22 protein-coding genes, 1 tRNA gene and 1 riboswitch are annotated in these 24108 nt (G+C 39.3%); of the genes, 13 read left to right on the top strand and 10 right to left on the bottom strand.

The genetic code is table 11. From position 1 onward, the window contains the following. Positions 1 to 41 precede the first annotated feature (41 nt). Both JWR23_RS14350 and JWR23_RS14345 read right to left on the bottom strand, forming a co-directional pair. Positions 42 to 986 carry a ribose-phosphate pyrophosphokinase gene (locus JWR23_RS14350; protein ID WP_299516858.1) on the bottom strand — a complete coding sequence of 315 codons (945 nt, stop codon included), beginning with the start codon at positions 984 to 986 and terminating at the stop codon, positions 42 to 44. Positions 987 to 1082: 96 nt separating this feature from the next. Then, positions 1083 to 1153, bottom strand: a tRNA-Gln gene (locus tag JWR23_RS14345). Between the two features lie 212 nt (positions 1154 to 1365). Here JWR23_RS14345 and JWR23_RS14340 point away from each other — a divergent pair. Next, positions 1366 to 4497, top strand: coding sequence for a DUF2723 domain-containing protein (locus JWR23_RS14340; RefSeq protein WP_299516857.1), 3132 nt, complete (start codon positions 1366 to 1368; stop codon positions 4495 to 4497). Between the two features lie 103 nt (positions 4498 to 4600). On the opposite strand, the gene JWR23_RS14335 is transcribed toward JWR23_RS14340, so the two are convergent. Both JWR23_RS14335 and JWR23_RS14330 read right to left on the bottom strand, forming a co-directional pair. Further along, on the bottom strand, positions 4601 to 5557 hold the full coding sequence (locus tag JWR23_RS14335) for an acetyl-CoA carboxylase carboxyltransferase subunit alpha (protein WP_299516856.1): 957 nt from the start codon (positions 5555 to 5557) through the stop codon (positions 4601 to 4603). Between the two features lie 48 nt (positions 5558 to 5605). Beyond that, the gene (locus JWR23_RS14330) at positions 5606 to 6112 is read right to left on the bottom strand and encodes a hypothetical protein (protein WP_299516855.1); all 507 of its coding nucleotides are present in this window, start codon (positions 6110 to 6112) and stop codon (positions 5606 to 5608) included. A gap of 366 nt (positions 6113 to 6478) precedes the next feature. Here JWR23_RS14330 and JWR23_RS14325 point away from each other — a divergent pair, with 366 nt between their 5' ends. From JWR23_RS14325 to JWR23_RS14315, 3 genes are all read left to right on the top strand, one after another. Next, positions 6479 to 7966 carry a PAS domain-containing sensor histidine kinase gene (locus JWR23_RS14325; RefSeq protein WP_299516854.1) on the top strand — a complete coding sequence of 496 codons (1488 nt, stop codon included), beginning with the start codon at positions 6479 to 6481 and terminating at the stop codon, positions 7964 to 7966. Between the two features lie 332 nt (positions 7967 to 8298). Next, positions 8299 to 9780: a glycine--tRNA ligase gene (locus JWR23_RS14320; protein WP_299516853.1), complete on the top strand. Its 1482-nt coding sequence runs from the start codon at positions 8299 to 8301 to the stop codon at positions 9778 to 9780. 221 nt (positions 9781 to 10001) lie between these two features. Then, complete coding sequence (locus tag JWR23_RS14315; RefSeq protein ID WP_299516852.1) at positions 10002 to 12218, top strand: tetratricopeptide repeat-containing sensor histidine kinase; 2217 nt, start codon at positions 10002 to 10004, stop codon at positions 12216 to 12218. An 82-nt stretch (positions 12219 to 12300) separates the two neighbouring features. On the opposite strand, the gene JWR23_RS14310 is transcribed toward JWR23_RS14315, so the two are convergent. Next, positions 12301 to 12942, bottom strand: coding sequence for a MarR family winged helix-turn-helix transcriptional regulator (locus JWR23_RS14310; protein ID WP_299516851.1), 642 nt, complete (start codon positions 12940 to 12942; stop codon positions 12301 to 12303). A 129-nt stretch (positions 12943 to 13071) separates the two neighbouring features. Between JWR23_RS14310 and JWR23_RS14305 the strand changes: the two genes are divergently transcribed. From JWR23_RS14305 to JWR23_RS14280, 6 genes are all read left to right on the top strand, one after another. Then, a complete protein-coding gene (locus JWR23_RS14305; RefSeq protein ID WP_299516850.1) occupies positions 13072 to 13545 on the top strand; it encodes a hypothetical protein in 474 nt (157 codons plus the stop codon). Between the two features lie 11 nt (positions 13546 to 13556). Next, on the top strand, positions 13557 to 14228 hold the full coding sequence (locus JWR23_RS14300; protein ID WP_299516849.1) for an NAD(P)-dependent oxidoreductase: 672 nt from the start codon (positions 13557 to 13559) through the stop codon (positions 14226 to 14228). Then, positions 14228 to 14449 (top strand): methyltransferase type 11, encoded by a 222-nt coding sequence (locus JWR23_RS14295; RefSeq protein ID WP_299516848.1) that lies wholly within the window; start codon positions 14228 to 14230, stop codon positions 14447 to 14449. Before JWR23_RS14300 ends, JWR23_RS14295 begins: the two co-directional genes overlap by 1 nt. A gap of 25 nt (positions 14450 to 14474) precedes the next feature. Beyond that, entirely contained in the window at positions 14475 to 14783 is a 309-nt protein-coding gene (locus tag JWR23_RS14290; protein ID WP_299516847.1) for an antibiotic biosynthesis monooxygenase, read from the top strand. 239 nt (positions 14784 to 15022) lie between these two features. Next, a riboswitch (cobalamin riboswitch) is annotated at positions 15023 to 15215 on the top strand. A 174-nt stretch (positions 15216 to 15389) separates the two neighbouring features. Continuing rightward, positions 15390 to 17708: a 5-methyltetrahydropteroyltriglutamate--homocysteine S-methyltransferase gene (metE, locus tag JWR23_RS14285; protein ID WP_299516846.1), complete on the top strand. Its 2319-nt coding sequence runs from the start codon at positions 15390 to 15392 to the stop codon at positions 17706 to 17708. 228 nt (positions 17709 to 17936) lie between these two features. Further along, positions 17937 to 18176: a cysteine-rich CWC family protein gene (locus JWR23_RS14280; RefSeq protein WP_299516845.1), complete on the top strand. Its 240-nt coding sequence runs from the start codon at positions 17937 to 17939 to the stop codon at positions 18174 to 18176. 243 nt (positions 18177 to 18419) lie between these two features. Here JWR23_RS14280 and JWR23_RS14275 read toward each other — a convergent pair whose 3' ends face one another. From JWR23_RS14275 to JWR23_RS14265, 3 genes are all read right to left on the bottom strand, one after another. Next, on the bottom strand, positions 18420 to 18839 hold the full coding sequence (locus JWR23_RS14275; protein WP_299516844.1) for an OsmC family protein: 420 nt from the start codon (positions 18837 to 18839) through the stop codon (positions 18420 to 18422). A 68-nt stretch (positions 18840 to 18907) separates the two neighbouring features. After that, positions 18908 to 19978 (bottom strand): NADH:flavin oxidoreductase/NADH oxidase, encoded by a 1071-nt coding sequence (locus JWR23_RS14270; protein WP_299516843.1) that lies wholly within the window; start codon positions 19976 to 19978, stop codon positions 18908 to 18910. Positions 19979 to 20066: 88 nt separating this feature from the next. Further along, positions 20067 to 20432, bottom strand: coding sequence for a hypothetical protein (locus JWR23_RS14265; protein WP_299516842.1), 366 nt, complete (start codon positions 20430 to 20432; stop codon positions 20067 to 20069). 147 nt (positions 20433 to 20579) lie between these two features. Here JWR23_RS14265 and JWR23_RS14260 point away from each other — a divergent pair, with 147 nt between their 5' ends. Both JWR23_RS14260 and JWR23_RS14255 read left to right on the top strand, forming a co-directional pair. Continuing rightward, positions 20580 to 20918 carry a single-stranded DNA-binding protein gene (locus JWR23_RS14260; protein WP_299516841.1) on the top strand — a complete coding sequence of 113 codons (339 nt, stop codon included), beginning with the start codon at positions 20580 to 20582 and terminating at the stop codon, positions 20916 to 20918. A 37-nt stretch (positions 20919 to 20955) separates the two neighbouring features. Then, positions 20956 to 21243, top strand: coding sequence for a hypothetical protein (locus JWR23_RS14255; protein ID WP_299516840.1), 288 nt, complete (start codon positions 20956 to 20958; stop codon positions 21241 to 21243). 80 nt (positions 21244 to 21323) lie between these two features. Here JWR23_RS14255 and JWR23_RS14250 read toward each other — a convergent pair whose 3' ends face one another. Together JWR23_RS14250 and JWR23_RS14245 are read right to left on the bottom strand one after the other, a co-directional pair. After that, on the bottom strand, positions 21324 to 22028 hold the full coding sequence (locus JWR23_RS14250; protein WP_299516839.1) for an SDR family oxidoreductase: 705 nt from the start codon (positions 22026 to 22028) through the stop codon (positions 21324 to 21326). 13 nt (positions 22029 to 22041) lie between these two features. After that, entirely contained in the window at positions 22042 to 23022 is a 981-nt protein-coding gene (locus JWR23_RS14245; RefSeq protein ID WP_299516838.1) for a lysylphosphatidylglycerol synthase transmembrane domain-containing protein, read from the bottom strand. 202 nt (positions 23023 to 23224) lie between these two features. Between JWR23_RS14245 and JWR23_RS14240 the strand changes: the two genes are divergently transcribed. Further along, on the top strand, positions 23225 to 24091 hold the full coding sequence (locus JWR23_RS14240) for a carbon-nitrogen hydrolase (RefSeq protein ID WP_299516837.1): 867 nt from the start codon (positions 23225 to 23227) through the stop codon (positions 24089 to 24091). Positions 24092 to 24108 lie beyond the last annotated feature (17 nt).

Here is a 24108-nt window from a genome sequence, read left to right as displayed (position 1 = left end):
TAAAGCCTCACATCGCGTGGGGATATTTTTATTCATTTTACTTAATCAACCTTAAATAACTGGCTGATAGATCCGTGTTCGTTTACATTCATGATAGCCTTTGCAAACAAATCAGCAGTTGATAGTACCGTTATTTTGCTGCTTGTACGCTTCAAAGGTATGGTATCGGTTACTATCAATTCGGCTAAAGCAGAATTTTCAATGGTTTCATACGCATCGCCTGATAATACAGGGTGTGTACAAACCGCACGTACGCTACGTGCGCCACGCTCCATAATCAGCTCTGCTGCTTTTGCCAATGTACGGGCAGTATCACATATGTCATCAATAAGCACAATATCCTGGTCTGTAACATCACCTATCAACGTCATTGATTCTATTTCGTTAGCACGTTTACGTTGTTTATCGCAAATTACCACTTCGGCATTAAAGAACTTGGCAAAACCACGTGCCCTGTATGATCCGCCCATATCCGGCGAAGCAATAGTTAAGTTGTCTAAACCCAAGCCTTTTATATAAGGCACAAAAATTATAGATCCGTCCAGGTGATCTACCGGGACATCAAAAAATCCTTGTATCTGGGCAGCATGCAGATCCATGGTCATGATGCGATTAATACCTGCGGCTACCAATAAATTAGCTACCAGTTTTGAGCCAATGGCAACACGCGGCTTATCTTTCCTGTCCTGCCTTGCCAGGCCAAAATAAGGTATAACAGCATTTACATAATGTGCAGATGCGCGGCGGGCGGCATCAACCATCATCAGCAACTCCATTAAATTATCAGTTGGCTGATGGGTAGACTGGATCAAAAACACATCACAACCACGTACAGACTCATTAAAATGCGGTTGAAACTCGCCATCGCTGAAACGCGAAAGTGCCGAATCGCCCAGCTCCTGGCCGTAAGCATCAGCAATTTTATGTGCCAGTTCTATCGAACCGGAACCTGCAAATAACTTAACCGTATTGAACTGTAAAGGCATTTTTGAAGCTGTTAGCTATAAAAAACAATTTCGGATCTTGAATCTCCACGGAGTAAATCCGAAATTGAAAATTCGAAATCCGAAATAGTTGATTTGTTGCCCGACCAGGATTCGAACCTAGACAAACGGTACCAAAAACCGTCGTACTACCATTATACTATCAGGCAATCTCCACCTTCAAAACATACGTCCTGAAAAGGAACGCAAATATAAGACGAAATTTTCAACTTCAAAATCTAAATCTAAAAAAGTATTAAAGTATTTATTTAGCTATAAATACTGTTAAATTATGCTAAATGCTTTATAGTACTTTTAAAACATCGGGTTAGTTTTACTATTTTCGAAGCTGTAAACACATCAACCTTTGCAAATTCTAAAAATGAAATATAATAAGATCAACAACCTTTTTGGCTGGGTAGCATTTATAATTGCCTCATTAACTTATATTTTAACCTTAGAGCCATCGGCCAGTTTTTGGGATTGCGGCGAGTTTATTGCCTGTATATACCGCCTGCAGGTGGCCCACCAGCCGGGCGCGCCATTGTTTACCATGATAGGCAAGGTTTTTTCGTTGTTATCCTTAGGTGATGTTACCAAAGTAGCTTATTGGACTAATATTGCATCGGCATTAGCCAGCGGGGCAACAATCCTGTTCTTGTTTTGGACCATAACCGCCCTGGCAAAAAAGATATTAATTAAAAAAGAAGAAGACCTGCATCTTACCAATATTGTACTTATTATGGGTGCAGGTATGGTTGGCGCGCTGGCTTATGCGTTCTCTGATACGTTTTGGTTCTCGGCTGTTGAATCAGAAGTTTACGCGCAGTCGTCACTATGTACAGCCATTGTTTTCTGGGCCATATTAAAATGGGACGCTCATGCCGACGAGCCCCATGCCGATAAATGGATAATATTTATCGCTTACGTAATGGGCCTATCAATAGGTATACATTTATTAAACCTGCTGGTAATACCAGCTATAGCGTTGGTTATATATTTTCGCAAATCAAAAAACGCTACTACCTGGGGTACCATTAAAGCGTTTTTATTAGGTGTTGTAGTAGTGGCCGCGGTATTATGGGGTATTATTCAATACACCGTAAAAGGCGCCGCATTTTCTGATTTATTTTTTGTTAACACTTTAGGATTTGGTTTTGGCAGCGGGGCCATTGTGTTCTTTTTATTAGTAGTTGCCACCATTATTGCAGGTATAGTTTATACCGTTAAACCATCAAAAACAGCTATTATTATTACCGCGGTTGGCTTTGTTTTGGCATTGGCTGTAAGCGCGGGCATAATTGGCCTGGTAATAGCTTTGGCAATTATAGCCTTAATGGAGTATGTTGTTAAAATACGCGAAAGGCGCTTTGCTTTAAACAGCTTTTTAGTGTGTACCGCGTTTATATTGTTTGGGTATAGCTCGTTTGTGATGATAGTGATACGGGCCAAAGCAGGCACCAATTTAAATAACAGCGACCCGCAGGATGCTTTTGCATTAAACAGCTATCTTAACCGTGACCAATACGGCGATACGCCGCTATTATACGGCCAGTACTTCGACTCAAAACCTATCGAGCAAACCCAGGGTGCGAATATGTACCGCCGCGGAAAAGACAAGTATGAAATTGCCGGCAAAAAACTGAATACCATCTATGATAAAAACACCATTTTCCCGCGGATGTTCAGCGAAAAACCAGGGCATGTAGAATTTTACAAGAGCTGGGAGCATATAACAGATGGTCAAAGCGCTACGTTTGCCGATAACCTTTCCTTCTTTTTAACGTGGCAGGTTAATCAAATGTACACCCGTTATTTTCTATGGAACTTTGCCGGCCGTGCCAACGAAATGGATGGTCAAACCAATACAATTGATGGCAGCTGGATAAGCGGCTGGAACTTTAGTAAAAAACTGCCTTATGCCGTAACGCAAAGTAAAAGTTATAACCGGTTATTTTTTTTACCGCTTATTTTAGGGTTGATGGGCGTTTTCTTCCATTTTCGCCGCAATCAAAAAGATGCCGGTGTGGTTGGTGTGCTTTTCTTTTTTACGGGTATAGCCATATTACTATACCTTAATCAGGATCCATTGCAACCACGCGAACGTGATTACGCTTATGCGGGTTCCTTTTATGCCTTTGCTATTTGGATAGGCCTATCAGTATTATTTATTGCCGACCTGTTAAGTAAAAAAGAAAAAGCATTAAATGCGGCTATATTATCAACCGTGGTTTGCCTGAGTGTAGGGCCCATACTGATGGCTAACCAGGAGTGGGATGATCATAACCGGTCTACCAAGCTTACGCCGCATGATATGGCCTATAACTATTTAAACTCTTGCGCGCCTAACGCTATACTATTCACTTTTGGCGATAACGATACTTATCCGTTGTGGTACATACAGGAAGTAGAGAATGTGCGCCCTGACGTGCGTATTGTAAATTTAAGCTTACTGGGTATGGATTGGTACATCCGCCAGATGAAAACAAAAATGAATGAATCGGCGCCGTTGCCGCTTACCATGCCTAACGATAAATTTAAAGCCGGTGTGCGCGATGTTATTTATTATAATGATGCCAAAATACCGGGATCAATAGAAGTTAAAGACGTATTTGATTTTATGCTGTCAGATAATAAAAATGCCATGGCCCAATATGAAAATGGCGAACAGGCTAATTATCTGCCTACCAAAAATTTTAAGCTTACCGTTAATGCTGATGATGTTATAAAAACCGGCACCCTGCCTGCCGCTAAAAAGGACCAGATAGCGCCTGTTATGGAGTTTAAATATCCCGGCAACTATGTTACAAAAGACAATTTGGCGTTAATGGACGTACTATCGCATAACAACTGGAAAAGACCGGTCTACTTTACAGTGACCGTACCTACCGAAAACATGATGGGTTTAGATAAGTATATGTATAATGAGGGCTTTGCCTACAGGTTATTGCCATTAAAAGCAGATACAGCCGCCGCGCCGCTTGAAACTGCTAATACATTAACCATGTACAACAACATGATGAATAAGTTTAAATGGGGCAACATGAAAACCGCCACCTACTTGGATCATGAATCATTAACCATGTTTTACCCTTTAATAAGCCATTTGTATTTATCATTGGCAGAAAACCTGTTAAAAGAGGGCCGTGTAGACCTGGTTAAAAACGTATTGCATAAATATAATGACGTAATGCCTGCCATAATACCAGTGCAGGAAGCCGCCGTAAGGAAGTATTACTTATCAGAAATTGCTTATCGTGCCGGCGAAACTGCTATGGCTGATAAAATAGTTGGGCAGATTGATGATTATATAACCAACTCGCTCGACTATAATTATACTTTGTTTAAGGATGGCAAAGCTGATGTTAATAATAACGAGATACGGTTTGGAATGTCGTTTTTAAACGGATTGGCAACTTTGACTAAGGATTATAACCATACCGGGTTAAGCGCCAAATACAATACACAGCTTACCAATTATGCAAAACAATTTGGGATAGGTTTAGGGAAGTAAGCTATCTGAACCATGATTTACAGGATTTGATAATTGCCTTGATTATTAATAACAATAAGACCGGTAATCATGAAATCCTGTAATCCTAAAAATTAAGTTCAAACTATTCCTCCACCACCACGCCCATTGAGCAAAACTTGTTGATACGCTCGGTAACCAACTCGTCAATATTGCGTTCTTTTAATACTTTAAGGTCCTTTAGCAGTTGTTTCTTTAAGGTTGCAGCCATGACTACGGGATCCTGGTGGGCACCGCCAAGCGGTTCTTTAATAACACCGTCTATCAGCTTATTCTTCAGCATTTCGGTTGATGTCAGCTTCAACATTTCTGCCGCTCTTTCCTTTTGCTCCCAGGTTTTAAATAAAATAGTCGAGCAATTTTCGGGAGATATAACCGAGTACCATGAGTTATCAAGCATTAATACCCTATCGCCAATACCAATACCCAATGCACCGCCGGATGCACCCTCGCCAATTACCACACAAATAACAGGTACTTTTAAAACAGACATTTCCAGCAGGTTACGTGCAATTGCCTCACCTTGTCCGCGCTCTTCTGCTTCAAGACCCGGAAATGCTCCCGGCGTATCAATTAAAGTAATTACCGGCTTGTTAAACTTTTCGGCCATCTTCATCAGCCTTAACGCCTTGCGGTAACCTTCGGGATTAGCCATACCAAAATTACGGTATTGGCGCTCCTTAGTATTGCGGCCCTTTTGATGTCCTATAAACATAACGGTTTCGCCATTTAAGGTGCCAAAACCGCCTATTATTGCTTTATCATCGCCTACAGTACGGTCGCCGTGCAGCTCTATAAAATCATCACACATTAGCTCCAGGTACTGTAAAGTATATGGCCTTTCGGGATGGCGGGATATCTGTACTTTTTGCCAGCCGTTTAGGTTACTGTATATTTCTTTCTTGGTTGTTTCCAGCTTACTCTCCAGTTCAGCCAATGTTGCAGACATATCTAACTTATTTTTGTCTTCAACCTGCTTCACTTTTTCAATCTGCTGAAGCAAATCTGCCAATGGTTTTTCAAAATCAAACGTAATCTTCATATTCAGAATAATGAGGGCGCTAAATTAAATAAATCAAACGGCATATTATCAATTAGGTTTTTGCAATGCTTCATACCTGGTATTTTGCTGTGGCGATAATAGTTTTTGGGTTGATAAGCAAGCCAGTAACATGGCATTCCTTAATTCGCCCAAATATGCGCCAGACCGGTTACCATAAAATATCACAGTGCCATCATCAATTTTATTATGCCTGAAAAGGCTGTCTAACGTCCTTTCATTAGCAATAATAGATCCGCCTGTTTGTAATCTGCGTCGATGCATATAATTTTTAATTTCGGTAATCTTTTGTATTTGTATAGGGCTAAGGTCCAGTTCTTTTTTCCATTTAAGTACCTTATCGGGCATAGGGTAATGGTTCATTTCGGCTACGCGGGCCATTTCGTCGTCGGCTTCGCCTTTTAAATAAGCCTGATAATGCTGGTAAGTTAACGTACGTGCCGGCGAGCTTTTAATAGTACTATCAGCTGCTGACTGTGCACGAGCCATAATACCGGATAATAGCATCAATGTAAAAAAATATATAGTTTTCTGCATAGGATATAATTTATTAAACAACACAATTATTACGGCAAAGTTCGTTTAATTTAATAAATTTTATCAGTGCTATTTTCACAACGATTTTTACTTTAATAAATAAACTATAGCTTTATTTATTAAAGTAAAATAATAGTTGGCAGTATAAACTATTGTTTATACTATGAATTGTTAATTATTATATAATTTATTTATCTATTATTATATAATAGATTTTTTTTAATATAATTAGCAGTGTAGTAGCTATTTATAATTTATCATTATTATATTTGAGACCCGAAAAAATATTAACTGATATTAATTAGTAAAGCATTATTATAAATTGAAGCAATAAGTAATTGCTCTTTTTATTAATGCCGGTAGATTATGAAAACGATTATGGAATTTGGCATTGATACCCCTATTTCTGAAAATAACAAAATTCAACACGATAATATATACCATTTTACTCAAATTATAAATAACATAAGTACCGGTATTTGGGAATATAATGTTACTACCAAAGAAGTTAAATGGTCTGCCGGATTTTACACTATTTTAGGTTATGAAACAGGCGAAATTGAATGTTCATACGATTTCTTTTTAGAACACTTAGTTTATCACGACGACAGGAAAGTTTTGTTAAAACCAGAAACTGCTCCATTACATATCAGGCTATTAACAAAAAACGCAGGCTACCAATGGTTTGATATCAACATTAAAAAGTATGATAACGGGCCGGCATATTTACGCTATGGCCTGATAACTAATATACATCAGTATAAAATAGCGGCTATTAAAGCCCAGCAAAACGAGCTTTTTTTTATCGAAACAGCTAAAATAGCCAAAGTTGGCGGTTGGATGATCGATGCTTATACCCGCAGCCCTACCCTGCTAAAAGAAACCTATGATATTTATGAGTTGCATAACAAACCGCCACTTACCATTGATGAGTTTATTAGTTTTTTTGAACCCTCTTACCGCGCTAACTTAGTTGAAGCCATTGATAATACTATTCGTTATTGCCGGTCATTTGATATGGAGCTGCTATTCAGATCAGCTAAAAATAATGCAGGCTGGTTAAGATGCAAAGGCATACCTATAATAAATACCCATGGCGAATGCACCGAAATACGAGGTATATTTCAAAAAATTATCGGCCATAAAAAGCAGGAAATTGTATTAAGAAATTCGTTAAGACTATTAGAAGATCAAAATAAACGGCTGCAAAATTTCGCTTATATCGTATCACATAACTTACGATCCTATTCGGGCAATTTAAAATCTATGGTGAACCTGCATGGCGAAGTTAAAGAAAGTGAGCAGGCAGAAATTTTTTCTCATATCCGCGCAATAAGCGAAAGCTTAAGCGAAACAGTTGAGCATTTGGATGAGATAGTTAAAATACAGGTAGAAACAATTAAAGAAAAAAAGACCGTAGAACTGGAACCGGTATTTAAAAATATAGTTGAAGTATTAGACACTAATATTCACTCTTGTAATGCACAGATAGAATATGATTTTAGCGAATGCCCTATAATAGATTACATACCTGCATACCTTGAAAGCATTTTCCAGAATTTATTAACAAACTCCTTAAAATATCGCGACCCTGTAAAGCGACCGGTTATTAATTGCCGTACTTATAAAGATGGTGACCATGTTTATTTAACCTTCCAGGATAACGGTTTAGGTATTGACCTGCAACGCCATGGCGATAGTATTTTTGGCATGTATAAAACCTTTCACGAAAACAATGATGCCAAAGGCATTGGCCTTTTTATTACCCGTAACCAGGTAGAATCATTGGGCGGCTCCATAAAAATTGACAGTGCGGTTAATATAGGCACCAAATTCACAATTAGATTGGTATAGGCCCAACCAAACGCTCGCATACAGTTTGGGGGCTAAAAAAAAGTGTTTCACATCAGGTGTTTCACCCCGAATTTGCAAAAATCCGGAAAACAGCATAAAATACTAATTATAAGGTATTTATACCATTTTACTTAAAGCTTTTGTAGTGTTTCAAAGTGTTTCACTCATTTTTTCAAATCATTATATATCAATAAGTTAACCTAAAAGAGTGTTTCAGCTGTTTCATTATTTTGTGAAACACTAAGGGATTTTTAAAATTGCTTATAAAAAAGTCTGCCCTCCCTGAGGAGATTTAGAGGGGCTAATGCAAAAAAATATATCTTTGCGCTATTATGAGCAAGAATACCGACGAACTTTTTAAAAATGTTATAGCCCACGCCAAAGAGTATGGCTTTGTTTTCCCCAGCAGCGAAATTTATGATGGTTTAAGCGCCGTTTATGATTACGGCCAGTACGGTGCCGAGCTAAAAAACAACCTTAAAACTTACTGGTGGAAAGCCATGGTGCAAATGAATGAAAATATTGTTGGTATTGATTCGGCCATATTTATGCACCCTAAAATTTGGAAAGCAAGCGGTCATGTGGATGGCTTCAGCGACCCGATGATTGATAACAAGGATTCGAAAAAACGTTACCGTGCAGATCAGTTACTGGAAGATAAAATAGCCCGTTACGATAAAGACGGCAAAACAGATAAAGCCGAAGCATTGCAAACTGCAATGGACGAAGCTTTGAAAAATGAGGACCTTCCCCGCCTTAAAGAATTAATAATTGAGCATGAAATAGCCTGCCCGGTTAGCGGCACCCGCAACTGGACAGATGTGCGCCAGTTTAACCTGATGTTTAGCACCCAAATGGGCGCTGTAGCCGATGATGCCGATGTAGTTTACCTGCGCCCCGAAACCGCGCAGGGTATATTTGTAAACTATTTAAACGTGCAAAAATCTGGCAGGATGAAAATTCCGTTTGGCATTGCGCAAATTGGCAAGGCTTTCCGTAATGAGGTTATTGCCCGTCAGTTCATCATCCGCATGCGCGAGTTTGAACAAATGGAGATGCAGTTTTTTGTACGCCCCGGCACCGAAATGGAGTGGTACAAAAAATGGAAAGAAACCCGCCTGCAATGGCACCTGGCTTTGGGTACTGATGCTGCCAAATATCGCTATCATGACCATGTAAAGCTGGCACATTATGCCAATGCCGCGGTTGATATTGAGTTTGATTTCCCTTTCGGCTTTAAAGAGGTGGAAGGTATACATAGCCGTACCGACTTTGATCTGAGCCAGCACCAGCAATTCTCGGGCAAAAAAATGCAGTATTTTGACCCGGAGATAGACCCGGCTACCGATAAACCTTATGGCAACTACATTCCTTACGTAATTGAAACTTCTATAGGCTTAGACAGGATGTTCCTGCTAACCATGATGAACGCTTATGAAGAAGAAGACCTGAGCACCGATGAAAAGCAGGATAGCCGTACCGTATTACGCCTGCATCCATGCCTTGCCCCTGTTAAAGCAGCTATATTCCCATTAATTAAAAAAGACGGACTACCCGAGAAAGCGCGCGCGATAATGGATAAATTAAAGCTCGACTTTAACCTGCAATATGAAGAGAAAGATGCCATAGGCAAACGCTACCGCAGACAGGATGCCATTGGTACACCTTTTTGTATAACGGTTGACCATCAAACATTAGAAGACAACACTGTAACCATACGCCACCGCGATAGCATGCAGCAGGAACGCGTAGCTGCTGATGATCTGGATAAGATAATTGGCGCTTTGGTGAGCTGGAAGAATTTGTTAAGGTAGAAACAACTATAAGAATTATCGAAGTTTTAAAACGTTGTAAATCGCATTAAATAAATTCACAAACACTTATAATTTAAGTATAGCCCGCGAGTTAGAACACGTTTAACTTTCTCTTACTAAACAAAATACTTAATAAGCCCGTTTAAACAACCTTTAAGCGGGCTTTGCATGTAACATGCAATCTTTTTAAATTAATAAATTATATTTTTAATAATTAACTATTGATTGGTACGAGATTAAACCCTTTTTGCGCTTTATTATTTTTTTTCAATCTGATCAGTATCCCGCTATTTGCCGGACAGCAAAGCGCTGCAACTGATAGTTTGAAAAAATTGATCTTTCCTGTTTTAAAAAATACTTCAAAAGTACCCGATACACTTAGCATAAGCCGTATAAACAAACTTGCCGATGAGTTTTTTGAATCTTACCCTGATAGTACTTATTATTATGGTAGCCTGGAAATTAAACTATCAAAAAAGATCAATTACCTAAGGGGTATTGCTGATGGAACCAATCAATTAGCTGCAGTTAATACTTTCCATGGCAATTATGCAATAGCTGCTAAAAATTATAACCTTGCCTTAAACATATATCAAAAAATAAATAATATACGCGGCATAAGTAAGTGTTATATTGGTTTGGGCAGAATACAGAATTATTTAGGAAACTATGATAATGCAATTAACCTGTATAACAAAGCATTAGTTTTAAGTAAAAAAACAGGTAACGCAGCCGGGCTGTCTAAATGCTACAATATACTTGGTATTACTTATGATAATAAAGGAGATTTTTCTAAAGCGTTGGATTATTATTTCAAATCACTTACTATTGATATCAAGCTTAAAGATAATCTTTCGGCTGCAGACAAGTACAGCAATATCGGCATTATTATGCAACAATTAGAGCTTTATCCAAAAGCTTTAAGTTATTATAATCACGCGATTCGCCTTTGGGAACAGTTAGACGACCAGCAAGGAATTAGTGCTGCCTGCCAAAATATTGGCGAAACATTAATTGCCCAAAAAGATTATAAATCTGCTATTGGTTATCTTAACAGGGCATCGAAAATTTTTCATAAACTGAATGACTGTGAAGGTATAAGCCTGGTTTATTATGACCTGGGCTTATACAATTATTACACCCACCATACCAATTCTGCTATTCATTATTTAAAGCTTTCCTTAAAAACCTCTCAACAAAACAAAATTAAGTATAACAAGGCCAATACCTATGTAGGATTGGCCCAGGTGTATAATGCAGAAAAAAATTATAAGCGCGCCTATAACTATGCAGTTAAGGGGCAAATTATAGCCACCAGGTTAAAAAGTTTAAGCATTATGACCGATGCTGCTTTGCAGGTTAGTGAAGCATTGGCGGGGTTAAAACATTTTAAACAAGCTTATCATCAGCATCAATTGTATGCTGCATTAAAAAGCGATTTGAAACACAATGAAAGTATTCATAAAGTAATGCTATACAGTTTGGAGATAGATTTTGCAAAAAAGCAAAAAGACATCATTAATAAACACCATCAAACAGAAAGTATTTACACGCAAAAAATAGCCCGCCAAAAAAATGAGAACATGGTATATGCTATTATTATTGTTGTTATGGCTACACTGGTGGTAGTATACTATAATGCAAAGCGTAAACAACAAAAAATTAACAGCCTTTTAGCAGATAAGAATAGAGAAACAACATTGCACCAGGAAAGCCTGAATATACAGACAGCCAAACTAAATGAACTTAATTTATTAAAAGACAGGCTAATTGGTGTACTGGCCCATGATTTAAGGGCACCTATCAGTACCCTAAGAGGATTATTTAATTTAATGACCGACGATGCTATTACCCCCGAGGAATTTATTGAAATGACCCCAAGGGTATTTAATACACTTGAGCATACTTCTGACTTTTTAGATACCTTATTATTTTGGATAAACAGCCAGGTGGACCGTACAGAAAACACTATTAAAAGTTTTTATATTGATGATTTGATTACCCGTGAACTTGTACACCTGGAGGATAAGCTAAAGCAGAAAAATATTAGCATACACGTTAAAATGGCAACTGACGCTATTGCATTAGCTGATCCAAATGCCGTAAGGATAGTAATTCATAATTTTTTAACAAATGCCATTAAGTTTTCAAACCGTAATGGTATTATTGAAATAACATCATACGTACAGGATGCAGAAGTTATGTTCTGCTTAAAAGACAACGGGGTTGGAATGAGTGACGAGTTTTTAAATACATTGTTTAAAAGCCAGGTTAGCAGTTCTAAAGGCACAGAAAACGAGAGCGGTACCGGTATGGGCCTTCTGTTTTGCAAGGACCTTATTGAGAAACATAATGGTAAAATTTGGGCAAAAAGCAATTTAGGGCTTGGTACAGAGCTGTGCTTTAGTTTGCCGGTTGGTATGGAATTGGTAGTTTAATTAACTCAGCAAACAGCATTTATCATCAAACATAGTGAGAGATCTATACACGCGCTATTTTGTTTTAAATAAGCTTCTTCTATTACACCATATTTTCCCGGTAAATTTCCTCGAAAGGTTTATTCTTTTGTTTTTGGAACATGTTTGAAAACCGCTCATTAACGGGGGTAAGCAACTGTAAGCATAATTGTTTATCCTCGTCTGTCAAATCATGAACCATCATATGGGCAACTTTAAGCACCAGTTCTTTTGCTTTTGCCAATGTTTCCTCTCCCTTTGCAGTAAGCTTAAGCCGTTTTACACGTTTATCTTCCTGGTCGGCATATTCGCTTACCAATCCTCTCTTTTTCATCCTGATAAGCATGTTGGTACCGCTGGATAGTTCCATAATATTATTAAAAATAGCTTCTGACTTTATGGGGTTCTTTTGGTTAAAAATAGTAACCAATATACCAAATTCTTCAATCTGATCTAACCCTGTACCCTCCAGCGCTTTATTGGAGTAAACCATATGAAACTTTCCTATCCTCCTTAGCAGTATAATCAGGCGCCCGTTAATATCCGGCCGCAATTCGCCTTTGGGGGCATTATACTTTTCTGCTTTAACACCCGCGGCTAACTGATGCCGGCAAAAATCTTCAATAGTAGCATTGGGATATTTTTCTTCATATGCACCCCATAGTTTAACTAATTCAACGGTTTTATTCATGCTATTTACTTCCATTTGGAAGCAAATTTAAAAAAATATATACAAAATATTTGCTATTTACATCCAAATGGTATAATATTGTTTTTAATTACCACCAAATGGTTTAATATAACAGATTTTATCACCATAAAAAACAATAAAAAAATGAATACTCAAATGCTCCTTCCCGCTTGCTTAACCCTGCATTTAACCGCCTTAACCTTAATGGCTGGCACTACCGTAGTAGACTATATAACTTTTAAATCCTTTTGGAAGCTTTTTTACAAGGAAAAAGAAAAAGCCATAGGTGTAATGCAGGTGATGGCAACCTTTTCAAGGCTTATTGGCATTGGCGCGGCAGTATTAATTTTAACCGGCATAGGCATGATGGCTTTAACAAATGGCGTGTTTGGCGAGCAGCTATGGTTCAGGATAAAATTTGGCCTGGTAATTATCCTTATCCTGAACGGTGCATTTGTGGGGAGGCGGCAAGGCGTAAAATTGCGGAAATTGATCAATTCAGAACCGGGTAGCCCGGATCAGGTTAATGCAATAAGGGCCAATCTTAACAAATTTTACCTTATTCAGTTAAGCATCTTTTTCATTATTATTTTATTGAGTGCTTTTAAATTCAATTAAACTTATCTACCATGAAAATAGAACATTCACCTACCGTTTATAACCTGCTGATTGCAGGCGCAACCGGCGGCACAGGTCGGCAAGCCGTAGAACTGGCCCTACAGGCCGGGCACAGGGTAACTGCCTTAGTGCGCAATCCTGCCAATTTACCACTTATCCACCCCAACCTGGAGGTAGTAAAGGGCGACATTATGCAACCGGCCACTTTTGAAAAATATCTGGTAAATAAAGATGCGGTGATATCAGCCATTGGCGTGCGGGGAGGTTTGTTTAGTGATAGGCCTACTACGCTATACTCGCAGGGTAATGCCAATCTTTTACGGGCCATGCAGCAACAAGGCATAAACAGGGCCTTCTTTATTTCGGCGTCTGCGCTTGACGTAAGCCCTGTAATTCCGTTTTTTATAAAGTTGGTTGCCAAATACGTTATTCAGAAATTATTACGGCACATGTATGATGATCTGAGAACTATGGAGAGCATAGTAAAAGCAAGTGATATAAATTGGACCATTATGCGCCCGCCGCAATTAATTGATAAGCCGGTAACGGGAAACTATCGTATAGCTATTAATCATTTTTTAAAGAATTGCCTAAAAATTTCGCGGGCAGATGTAGCGCATTTTATGATCAACAACATAGCTAATGAATCAATATATAAAACAACCGTAGAGATTGCATATTAATGAAGCAAATAGAAATATTTAAAACCAATGTTGGTGATACAGTTGAGGCGGAGGTAATTATAAAATGCCTTCTGGATCATTATCCGCATTATAAAATAAATTTCGACCTGGAAGACTGTGACCGTGTGTTGCGTATAGAAGCCTCACAAAGTGCTATTAATGAAAAAGAAATAGAACAAATACTTATAAAGCAGGGCTATGATTGCTGCCATTTATTATAACCTATCAAATTAACACATACACACCATGAAACAAATTTTTATAGACAAATTTCTTGTTCCCCAAAACGCGCAACAAGAATTTATTGAAAGGATGAACATCAACAGAAATTTTATAAAAGATTTCCCGGGCTTTATAGAAGACGTAGCTTATGAGCGTACAGATGAACAGGAAAATTTGGTTTACATAACCATTGCCACTTGGGAAAATGAAGAATCGTTAAAAAATGCAAAGGGCCTTGTACAGGCCGAATATCAAAAACAAGGCTTTAACATGTCGGCTATGCTTGAGCGACTGGAAATTAAAATGGAGCGTGGTATTTATAAAAAAATATAGATACCCCCCCTTTTTTCACAAATAGTGTATTTACCAGGAGATCGAACAATAACCTACACCTATCACCATGAAAAAAACGGGGATCACTGCATTACTCAAATCGGTTTTCCCCGTTTTATTAACTTACTTATTTTGTCTGCCTAGTAATCTTTTAACTGTTCTGCAGGATAAAACCATAATTAACATTCAATTCCTCATTCCTATTAGCTACCTTTGTTTTGATGTAAGTTCTTTACTTTCCTTCATCAACCGGTATAGGTTTTACTTAATTGTAGATTAATAGGGAATCGTGTGCAAATCACGAGCTGTCGCGCAACTGTAAGTAACGCAAAAATTTTTGCCAATAAATGTCCACTGTCCCCTTTCGGCGGGATGGGAAGGGCGGCAAAAATGTTACAAGTCAGGAGACCTGCCATATACTGAATTGACAATGCTTTCGCGGTATGAAGCTTTTGGTCAGGTCTGATAGTCGTTATATAACAAGTTGTGCCAACACATCAACTTTTTTTACGCGTTCACCTATCCCAACTTTTCTTATTTACAAAACATTGCGAAGTTTAGCCAAAGAGCTTTTAACCGATTTATTTATTTAATCATTAAAAGAAAATGCTAACGCAAAACCTCGGCTATCCGCGAATTGGTAGCCAACGCGAGTTAAAAAAAGTCTGCGAAAATTATTGGGCAGGCAAAACGGGTCGTAAAAATGTGCTTACCGTAGGTAAAAATATCCGTCATGAAAACTGGCAGATACAAAAAGATGCAGGCATAGACCTCATCCCATCAAACGACTTTTCGTTTTATGACCATGTGCTTGATCATTCATTAATGTTTGGCGCAATACCTAAACGGTATAATGAGGTTATACTAAAGCCCGGCAATGAAGAGCTTGACCTTTATTTTGCTATGGCCCGTGGTTACCAAAAAGATGGCCTGGATGTAGTAGCTATGGAAATGACCAAATGGTTTGATACAAACTACCACTACATTGTTCCTGAATTTTATAAGGACCAGCAGTTTAAACTATTCTCCACCAAAATCACCGATGAATTTTATGAGGCCAAACAGTTAGGCATTATTACCAAACCCGTATTAATTGGCCCGGTATCTTACCTGTTATTGGGTAAAGAAAAAGAAGCGGGCTTTCAAAAAATCGACCTGATAAAAAACCTGCTGCCTGTTTATATTGATATATTAGGTAAGCTAAAAGCGTTAGGTGCAGAGTGGATACAGTTTGATGAGCCGTTTTTAGCGCTCGACCTTACAGAAAAAGAGCAACAAGCGTATAAAGATACCTACAAGCAGTTACGGGCAGCCTTCCCGCATTTAAAATTTATATTGGCTACGTATTTTGAGCGTTTAGGTAGCAATGCCGCCTTAGCTGCCTCTTTGCCTGTTAATACATTACATATTGACATGGCAAGGGCACCACAGCAATTGGATGAAATAATTACTTTATTGCCGGATAATATGAACCTGTCTTTAGGTATAATTGATGGGCGTAATATCTGGAAAAACGATTTTGAGCAATCTCTTGCCATTATACAAAAAGCTACAGAAAAACTGGGAGCAGAACGCGTTTGGATAGCGCCGTCATGCTCATTGATACACTCGCCATGCGATTTAAGGAATGAAACTAACGAGGAAGTATTAACGCCCGAAATTAAGCAATGGCTGGCCTTTGCTAAACAGAAAATAAGTGAGTTGGCTTTACTTAAAAACCTTGCCTCGGATAATCCCGGAGTTGGCCATCAATACCAGCTGGCAGAAAACAAACAGGCTAATGCAACACGCAAAGGCTCGGCACTTATACATAACCAGGCGGTTAAGCAACGGGTTGCTGCTATTGTACCGCAGGATGCACAACGCGCCCACCCCTTTACCACACGCCGCGAAGCACAGCAAAAGCTATTACAATTACCCTTATTTGCAACCACCACCATTGGCTCGTTCCCGCAAACTGCCGAGGTAAGAAGCTGGCGCGCAAATTTGAAAAAAGGTACGATAACCGAAACGGCATACAACAACCTGGTTGAACAGGAAACAGCCCTGGCGGTAAAATGGCAGGAAGAAATTGACCTGGATGTATTGGTGCACGGTGAGTTTGAACGCAATGATATGGTAGAGTATTTTGGCGAGCAATTAGCAGGTTTTACCTTTACTAAAAACGGCTGGGTACAAAGTTACGGCAGCCGCTGTGTTAAGCCGCCAATAATTTATGGCGATGTATCAAGGCCCAAACCTATGACGGTTAAATGGTCGGCATTTGCGCAATCATTAACCGCTAAATGGATGAAAGGTATGTTAACCGGGCCGGTAACTATTTTGCAATGGTCGTTTGTGCGGAACGATCAGCCCCGGGCAGAAACCTGTACCCAAATTGCTTTAGCTATACGCGATGAGGTTTGCGACCTGGAAAAAGCAGGTATCAAGATCATTCAGATTGATGAGCCGGCCATACGCGAGGGGTTACCCCTGCGCAAGCAAGACTGGGCCGCTTACCTTGATTGGGCCGTTAAGGCCTTCCGTATTTCGGCCAGTGGTGTGCAGGATGATACACAGATACATACGCACATGTGCTACTCTGAATTTAATGATATTATAAAAAGTATTGCAGCTATGGACGCGGATGTGATCACAATAGAAACGTCACGGTCGCAAATGGAGCTGTTAGATGTTTTTGCCGATTTTAAATACCCCAATGAAATAGGGCCGGGTGTATATGATATTCATTCGCCGCGCGTGCCTAAAAGGGAAGAAATGATCCACCTGCTTAAAAAAGCGAGGGCGGTAATTCCTGATAACCAACTTTGGGTGAACCCGGATTGTGGCTTAAAAACCAGGGGATGGGACGAAACAAAAAAGGCATTGATTGAAATGGTAGAAGCTGCCAGGGAAATGCGCGTTTTAGTTACAGAAATGACATAAATAATCACGATGTTATATCAAAAATAAAATCAGGCAGAGCTGCATGAAATTATATTGTGTATTATAAAAGCTCTGTGTTGCTTTGTGTACTTCTTAGCGTTCTCGGCGGTAAAATTTAACCGCGGAGGGTGCTAAGTAAGCACAGAGGAGAGCACGAAGATTGAATAATTATTTTGCTACTGATTAAATAACTGGCATTTGATTGAGCCTCGTTTTAATAAATATTATATGGCAAATCATGAAAATAAATATTGCCCCAGGTGCAAGGTGCCTTTTGAATGTAAGGTAGGCAGCATATTGTTATGCCAATGCCACGACCTTACTTTTACCGAAACAGAAAAAGACTATATCCGCATAACCTATCCTGATTGCCTGTGCCGGAATTGCCTGTTGGCGATGAAGCATGAAATAAACTCCTTATCGGCACAAAATAAAATACAGCATATACTAACCCTTCTCAAAAAGTGATTTGCATATACAATCATTTTAATAATAATATGATACTATTTTGCCAGTGTCTTGTTGGTCGGGATATTCCATCCCGTCCCAAAAGCGGCAGGATCTGCGATCCGGGGTGCGGTGGCAATTAATCCCAAAGCCGGCGCAAGGTGGGGTCAGGTGGGGTCACCCTGAGTCAGGTGGTCCAGGTGGTTGTGCTGCACTCACTAAACAACAATGCCATGAGTTACCCCATGGCATTGTTATAATTAACTATTGGTAGCTTACGCCCAAAGTAATAGGCACGCTCAAAGCTTTTGATACAATGCAATTAGCTTTAGCACCTTCGGCAATTTCTTTAAATTGTTCTTCGGATACGCCATCAATAGCCGACCCTTTTAACTCTAAATGGATACCGGCAATTACCAGCGCCTGCATATCAAGGTCCAGTATAGCATCGGTGCTTAAATCGCCCGGCGTAAACCCGGCCTTAGATAAGGCAGCGCCAACAGCCATAGTAAAGCAACCGGCATGCGCGGCGGCTATCAACTCTTCGGGATTGGTGCCAACACCATCCGCAAAGCGGGTCTTAAATGAATATTGGGTATTGTTAAGTGTAGTGCTTTGGGTAGATATTTCTCCCTTACCTTCGGTTAAGGTACCGGCCCAATGGGCATGTGCTGTGCGTTTCATATGTTTTGGTTTTAATTGTTGTGTGTAAATATAAAAATCCTAATCTCTAATTAACTAATCTCTAATCACTATTTAGGCCACTTACCGCGCTCATATTGTAGGGGCCATTTAATAGCTTCATAACCCAGCTCATGCGCCGCGCGTAACGGGAAATATGGATCGCGTAACAACTCTCGGGCTATAATTACCATATCAGCCTGGCCGGTTTGTATAATATCGTTAGCTTGTTTGGATTCGGTTATTAAGCCTACTGCGCCGGTAAGTATACCTGTTTTGCGTATCGCTTCGGCAAACTCCACCTGGTAACCCGGCTTTAACGGTATTGGTACCAATGCATTGCCTCCCGATGAACAATCTATCAGGTCAACACCCGTATCTTTCAATACTTTAGCTAACGCGACAGAATCTTCGCCGGTCCATCCTCCCTCTATCCAATCTGTTGAGGATATGCGCACAAACAGCGGGTTGGTTGCCGGCCAAACTTCTTGTACGGTTTCAACAACTTCCAGCAACAACCTAATACGGTTCTCGAATGATCCGCCATACTCATCAGTACGTTTATTACTTAACGGCGAATAAAACTCATGCAGTAAATAACCATGCGCGGCATGTATTTCAATCACTTTAAAACCTGCCTGTATGGCCCTTAAGGTTGCGGCTTTAAAGTCGGCTTTAACCTTTTCTATGCCGGCTTTATCAAGTTCAACCGGCGCTTCATCTTTTTCGTTGAACGGCACGGCACTTGGCGCTACTGCCCTCCAGCCATTGGGTTGATCTGACGGTATTTGCGCGCCGCCATCCCATGGTCTTTGATGACTTGCTTTGCGGCCCGCATGGGCCAATTGTGTACCGGCTATTGCGCCATGTTCATGTATAAAATCGGTTATTTCTTTTAGTTTGGCTATATGCTCGTCCTTATAAATACCCAAATCAGCATAAGTTATGCGTCCCTCTGCCGATACAGCATTTGCTTCTGTAACAACTAACGCGGCACCGCCAATAGCCCTGCTGCCTAAATGCACCAGGTGCCAGTTGTTTGCAAAACCATCCACACTCGAGTATTCGCACATTGGCGAAACGGTTATGCGATTTTTAAATTCAATGTCTTTTATTTTTAATGGAGAGAACAGATGTGGCATGCTATTTTTTTATGCAAATATGGATAGTAACAACTGCAGTAGTCTCACTGTTTTGTAAAATACTACAGGTAGGTTAACTAATGATAATCTACTCTGCTTTTTCTTCGCGCTTTACGAGTAAAACCTCATCGCCTTCTAATGGCAGGTAACCATATTCATAGCAAAAATGATAGGTCTTACCATTTTGTGTATCGTATTTATTGGTGAGGTATTTAAAGTTAAAACCTTTAGCGATCATTTTTGCAGTGGTGGTTTTTGTTTTTCCGGTTGGATTGAGCTCTTCCAATATCCGGCGGTTGCGCTTTAGGATATTATTGATATTTCGCACCATATTATAACTTTCGCTGTTAAGCTGGTTGTTGTAATTATTTCGGCAAAGGTCGTTGCAAAATTTTTTATCGGCACGGCCATGTATCACGGTGCCGCAATCAAGGCATGTTTTTTCGGTATTCATAAGGCTAAGGTAGTCAATATTATACCCGCTTGCAAACGTTTGCAAATGTATATTGTCGACTATAAACGCTTAATAACCGACTAATATTTTGAGCAGGATGCACATTTGTACTGTCAATTAAATAAGTAAACAATAAAAATCAAAAACATGAACTCATTAAAAAACAGCGTACGCCTGGTAGGTAACTTAGGCATGGATCCGGAAGTAAAAACATTTGACACTAACAAGAAACTGGCAAAGCTATCATTAGCTACAAGCGAAAGCTACAAAAATGATAAAGGCGAAAAAATAACCGACACCCAATGGCACAACTTAGTGATATGGGGCGCACAGGCCAAAATAGCCGAAGACATACTTAAAAAAGGTGATGAAATTGTTGTAGAGGGCCGCTTAAACAACCGGAGCTATATAGATAAAGACGGCAACAAAAAGTATACATCAGAAATTGTGGTAAATGAATTTTTAAAAGTAAGCAGCAGGAACTAAGTTGATTACAATCTAAACCTTTATCATTATATTTGTTATGTACTTAGAAGCAAAAGAAACCGCCCGGCTGTACACCTTGTTATCTGACAAGTTAGGTAACGACACTACCGAGGCTATGTTTAAATATATTGATAACAAAACAGAACGATCTGTGGAAGCAACTATTAAGACATTAGCCACTAAAGAAGATATCTCAAGGCAAATTGGTGAGGTCCTTAAAGAAATGGCTGAGAACAAGACCGAAACTATAAAATGGATGTTCATTTTTTGGATTGGCCAGGTTGGTGCTACATTAGCTATAACTTTGCTATACCTGAAGAAATAACCTAATCAATTGCTGTATTTCTGAATAGCCTATACTTAAATATTTTCAACCTAACGTATCAATAATATTGATGCGTTAGGTTATGGCGTACTCATCGCCACAGGCAATATCTTCCCGTTAAAAAACTTATGGCCGGTTAAGGCAAAATCGGCAATATACTTACCCATCTCAAATGCCATTACCGGCGATTGATAACCCGGGAAAGCTTTCTCCAGCATTTCGGTTTGTGCCGAGCCCAATGCAAGGCAGTTAACCTTTATGCCAAGTTCGGCAAATTCCTGCGCCAGGCATTCTGTAAGCGTGTGTAATGCGGCTTTACTTGCCGAGTAGGCTGATAGTCCCACAAACTTTGCGCTCCCCTGGTAGCCGCCCATACTACCAATATTTACTATGTGAGAACCTGCAGGCATAAACTTTTGCAGGCTTTGAATTATACGTACATGCCCTATAAAATTACTTTGCAGCATTTCAACAAAATCTGCTTCCTGTAAATCTATAAATGGCTTGTTTATTAAAACACCTGCATTGTTTATTAGTACATCTATATTTCCGTCTAAATTATTGGTAATAAACTGTTGCAGATCCGCATAATCATCATGTACAATATCAAAAGCAATGGGGTATAATATACAATCAGGATTTAAGCCCGCGCATATTTCGGCCAGGCGCTCCAGTTTATCCTGAGACCGCGCCAGGGCAATAATTTTATGCTGACCTGATAATATCAGTTCAATAACGGCCTCAAAACCTACCCCGCTGCTGGCACCTGTTATAATGATATTCATTAGCTAATAAATATTAAACTGATTTAGGCTGATCTTTATTTTCCTCTTCAGTCACTATATCACCTTTAGGCAAACCTTCTTCTAAACGGCTTGGCCTTAAAACGTAATATGCACCAAGCAGAGCAACTAAAAGTGATATAATATAAAAAGATCCCGGCAGGAAAACAGCCAGGGTATTATCCATCGGGAAAACTTTGGTAAGCTGCGTAAAAACAGTTTCGCGTATACCTGCACCGCCCACACTTATTGGTATAATAGTAGCCAATGCCGATATTAAAAATGACAATAAGTATGGTGAGAATTTACCATGAAAATCTTGCCCCATCAATATAAATACTATTGCCAAAACTTGTAAAGTTTGTACTATAACCGCCTTAGCGTGGCCGGCAAAAAAGTACCGTGTATATTCTCTGAAAAACTTATAGGCAACAAAATAATATACACCCGATGCAGCCGCAAAAATGCCTAATGGTATAGTAATATGAATATCAATTTGAGGTATTAAAAATATCAGGCAAACAGTTATCAGACCAATTGCCCAAAGGCCGCTTAATCGGTCGAACATTATCGCCCAAAAAACTTTTTTACCCGGTAGCTTATAGTTTTTATTCAACATCCATATTTTATAACCATCGCCGCCTATGCCACCCGGAAGCAGGAAGTTATAGAACAGGCCCAGCATATATAATCTGAAATTAAAACGTGGGTCGAGTTTTAAATTAATAGAATTGAAAAAACTCATTAATCGCCATGATGACATTATTATTGAAAGGAAAAAACTTATCAGTGCTGCAAGCATCCACCAGTAATTGGCGTGCAGCAACCTATACTTTACATCTTTAAAGGGCACATGCCTGAAAACAAAGTATAGTAAAACGGATGTTACTGCAATTTTTAAAAGCGTTTTAGTTATATTCCAAAAGGTGCCTTTCCAGGTTTTAGGTTTAATTTCGTCCTCAACCTCATTAATGATGCTTTTGTCTATTTCTGTCATTGGCTGTAAAGGTAATAATTTAGTGATTAGAGATTAATTAATTACCGATTGGAGATTAGTTAATTAGTGTTAAACCGATTATAATACGATTATATTGTTACAAAAAATTATTAGAGACGCATGACTTAGTTAGTGCCAACTAATCTTCAATCTCTAATTAACTAATCTTTAAAAACCGTATTTTTGCACAAATTTTAGGTGAATGAGTAAAGTACAGGTAGGTATAGTGCAGATGAGCTGCACAGCTAACAAACATGATAATTTACAAAAAGCTATTGCTAAGGTAAAAGAAGCAGCTAAAAAAGGCGCCCAAATAGTTTGCCTGCAAGAGCTGTTTACATCGCTTTATTTTTGTGATGTAGAGGATCATGATAATTTTTTACTGGCCGAACCTATTCCCGGCCCGTCAACGGATGAGCTTGCTAAAGTTGCTGCCGAATTAGGCGTGGTCATCATTGCTTCTCTGTTTGAAAAGCGCGCCCAGGGCCTTTATCATAATACTACTGCTGTAATTGATGCTGACGGTGCTTATTTAGGCAAGTATCGCAAAATGCATATACCCGATGATCCGGGTTTTTATGAGAAATTTTACTTCACTCCCGGCGATCTGGGTTACAAAGTTTTCAAAACCAAATTTGCCACTATAGGCATATTAATTTGCTGGGACCAATGGTACCCAGAAGCTGCACGCATAACCGCATTAATGGGCGCCGAGATACTGTTTTACCCAACCGCAATTGGCTGGGCAACTACGCAGGATGAGGCTACCAATGTAGAGCAATATAACGCATGGCAAACCATACAACGCTCGCATGCGGTTGCCAATGGCGTACATGTAGTTAGTGTAAACCGAGTTGGCGAAGAAGCAGGTGTTAAGTTTTGGGGGGGATCGTTTTTTGCTAATCCGTTTGGTACGATAATACATCAAACATCGCATAATAATGAAGAAGTAATTGTACAGGAGCTTGATCTGGATAAAACAGATTACTATCGCACGCACTGGCCCTTTTTACGTGATAGAAGAATTGATTCTTATCAACCAATAACTAAACGTTTGCTCGACGAATAAGGTAGTCCATAGACCAT

This window comes from Mucilaginibacter sp. (genome assembly GCF_028288205.1).
Taxonomy (GTDB): Bacteria; Bacteroidota; Bacteroidia; order Sphingobacteriales; family Sphingobacteriaceae; genus Mucilaginibacter.
The sequence above is the reverse complement of the archived record's forward strand: the minus strand, read 5'-3'. Positions and strand labels throughout refer to the sequence as shown.

Bases quoted from the DNA above. Each gene is read 5' to 3' on its own strand.
- JWR23_RS14350 (WP_299516858.1), bottom strand. From the start codon at position 986: ATGCCTTTACAGTTCAATACGGTTAAGTTATTTGCAGGTTCCGGTTCG.
- JWR23_RS14340 (WP_299516857.1), top strand. From the start codon at position 1,366: ATGAAATATAATAAGATCAACAACCTTTTTGGCTGGGTAGCATTTATA.
- JWR23_RS14335 (WP_299516856.1), bottom strand. From the start codon at position 5,557: ATGAAGATTACGTTTGATTTTGAAAAACCATTGGCAGATTTGCTTCAG.
- JWR23_RS14330 (WP_299516855.1), bottom strand. From the start codon at position 6,112: ATGCAGAAAACTATATATTTTTTTACATTGATGCTATTATCCGGTATT.
- JWR23_RS14325 (WP_299516854.1), top strand. From the start codon at position 6,479: ATGAAAACGATTATGGAATTTGGCATTGATACCCCTATTTCTGAAAAT.
- JWR23_RS14320 (WP_299516853.1), top strand. From the start codon at position 8,299: ATGAGCAAGAATACCGACGAACTTTTTAAAAATGTTATAGCCCACGCC.
- JWR23_RS14310 (WP_299516851.1), bottom strand. From the start codon at position 12,942: ATGGAAGTAAATAGCATGAATAAAACCGTTGAATTAGTTAAACTATGG.
- JWR23_RS14305 (WP_299516850.1), top strand. From the start codon at position 13,072: ATGAATACTCAAATGCTCCTTCCCGCTTGCTTAACCCTGCATTTAACC.
- JWR23_RS14300 (WP_299516849.1), top strand. From the start codon at position 13,557: ATGAAAATAGAACATTCACCTACCGTTTATAACCTGCTGATTGCAGGC.
- JWR23_RS14295 (WP_299516848.1), top strand. From the start codon at position 14,228: ATGAAGCAAATAGAAATATTTAAAACCAATGTTGGTGATACAGTTGAG.
- JWR23_RS14290 (WP_299516847.1), top strand. From the start codon at position 14,475: ATGAAACAAATTTTTATAGACAAATTTCTTGTTCCCCAAAACGCGCAA.
- metE (WP_299516846.1), top strand. From the start codon at position 15,390: ATGCTAACGCAAAACCTCGGCTATCCGCGAATTGGTAGCCAACGCGAG.
- JWR23_RS14280 (WP_299516845.1), top strand. From the start codon at position 17,937: ATGGCAAATCATGAAAATAAATATTGCCCCAGGTGCAAGGTGCCTTTT.
- JWR23_RS14275 (WP_299516844.1), bottom strand. From the start codon at position 18,839: ATGAAACGCACAGCACATGCCCATTGGGCCGGTACCTTAACCGAAGGT.
- JWR23_RS14270 (WP_299516843.1), bottom strand. From the start codon at position 19,978: ATGCCACATCTGTTCTCTCCATTAAAAATAAAAGACATTGAATTTAAA.
- JWR23_RS14265 (WP_299516842.1), bottom strand. From the start codon at position 20,432: ATGAATACCGAAAAAACATGCCTTGATTGCGGCACCGTGATACATGGC.
- JWR23_RS14260 (WP_299516841.1), top strand. From the start codon at position 20,580: ATGAACTCATTAAAAAACAGCGTACGCCTGGTAGGTAACTTAGGCATG.
- JWR23_RS14255 (WP_299516840.1), top strand. From the start codon at position 20,956: ATGTACTTAGAAGCAAAAGAAACCGCCCGGCTGTACACCTTGTTATCT.
- JWR23_RS14250 (WP_299516839.1), bottom strand. From the start codon at position 22,028: ATGAATATCATTATAACAGGTGCCAGCAGCGGGGTAGGTTTTGAGGCC.
- JWR23_RS14245 (WP_299516838.1), bottom strand. From the start codon at position 23,022: ATGACAGAAATAGACAAAAGCATCATTAATGAGGTTGAGGACGAAATT.
- JWR23_RS14240 (WP_299516837.1), top strand. From the start codon at position 23,225: ATGAGTAAAGTACAGGTAGGTATAGTGCAGATGAGCTGCACAGCTAAC.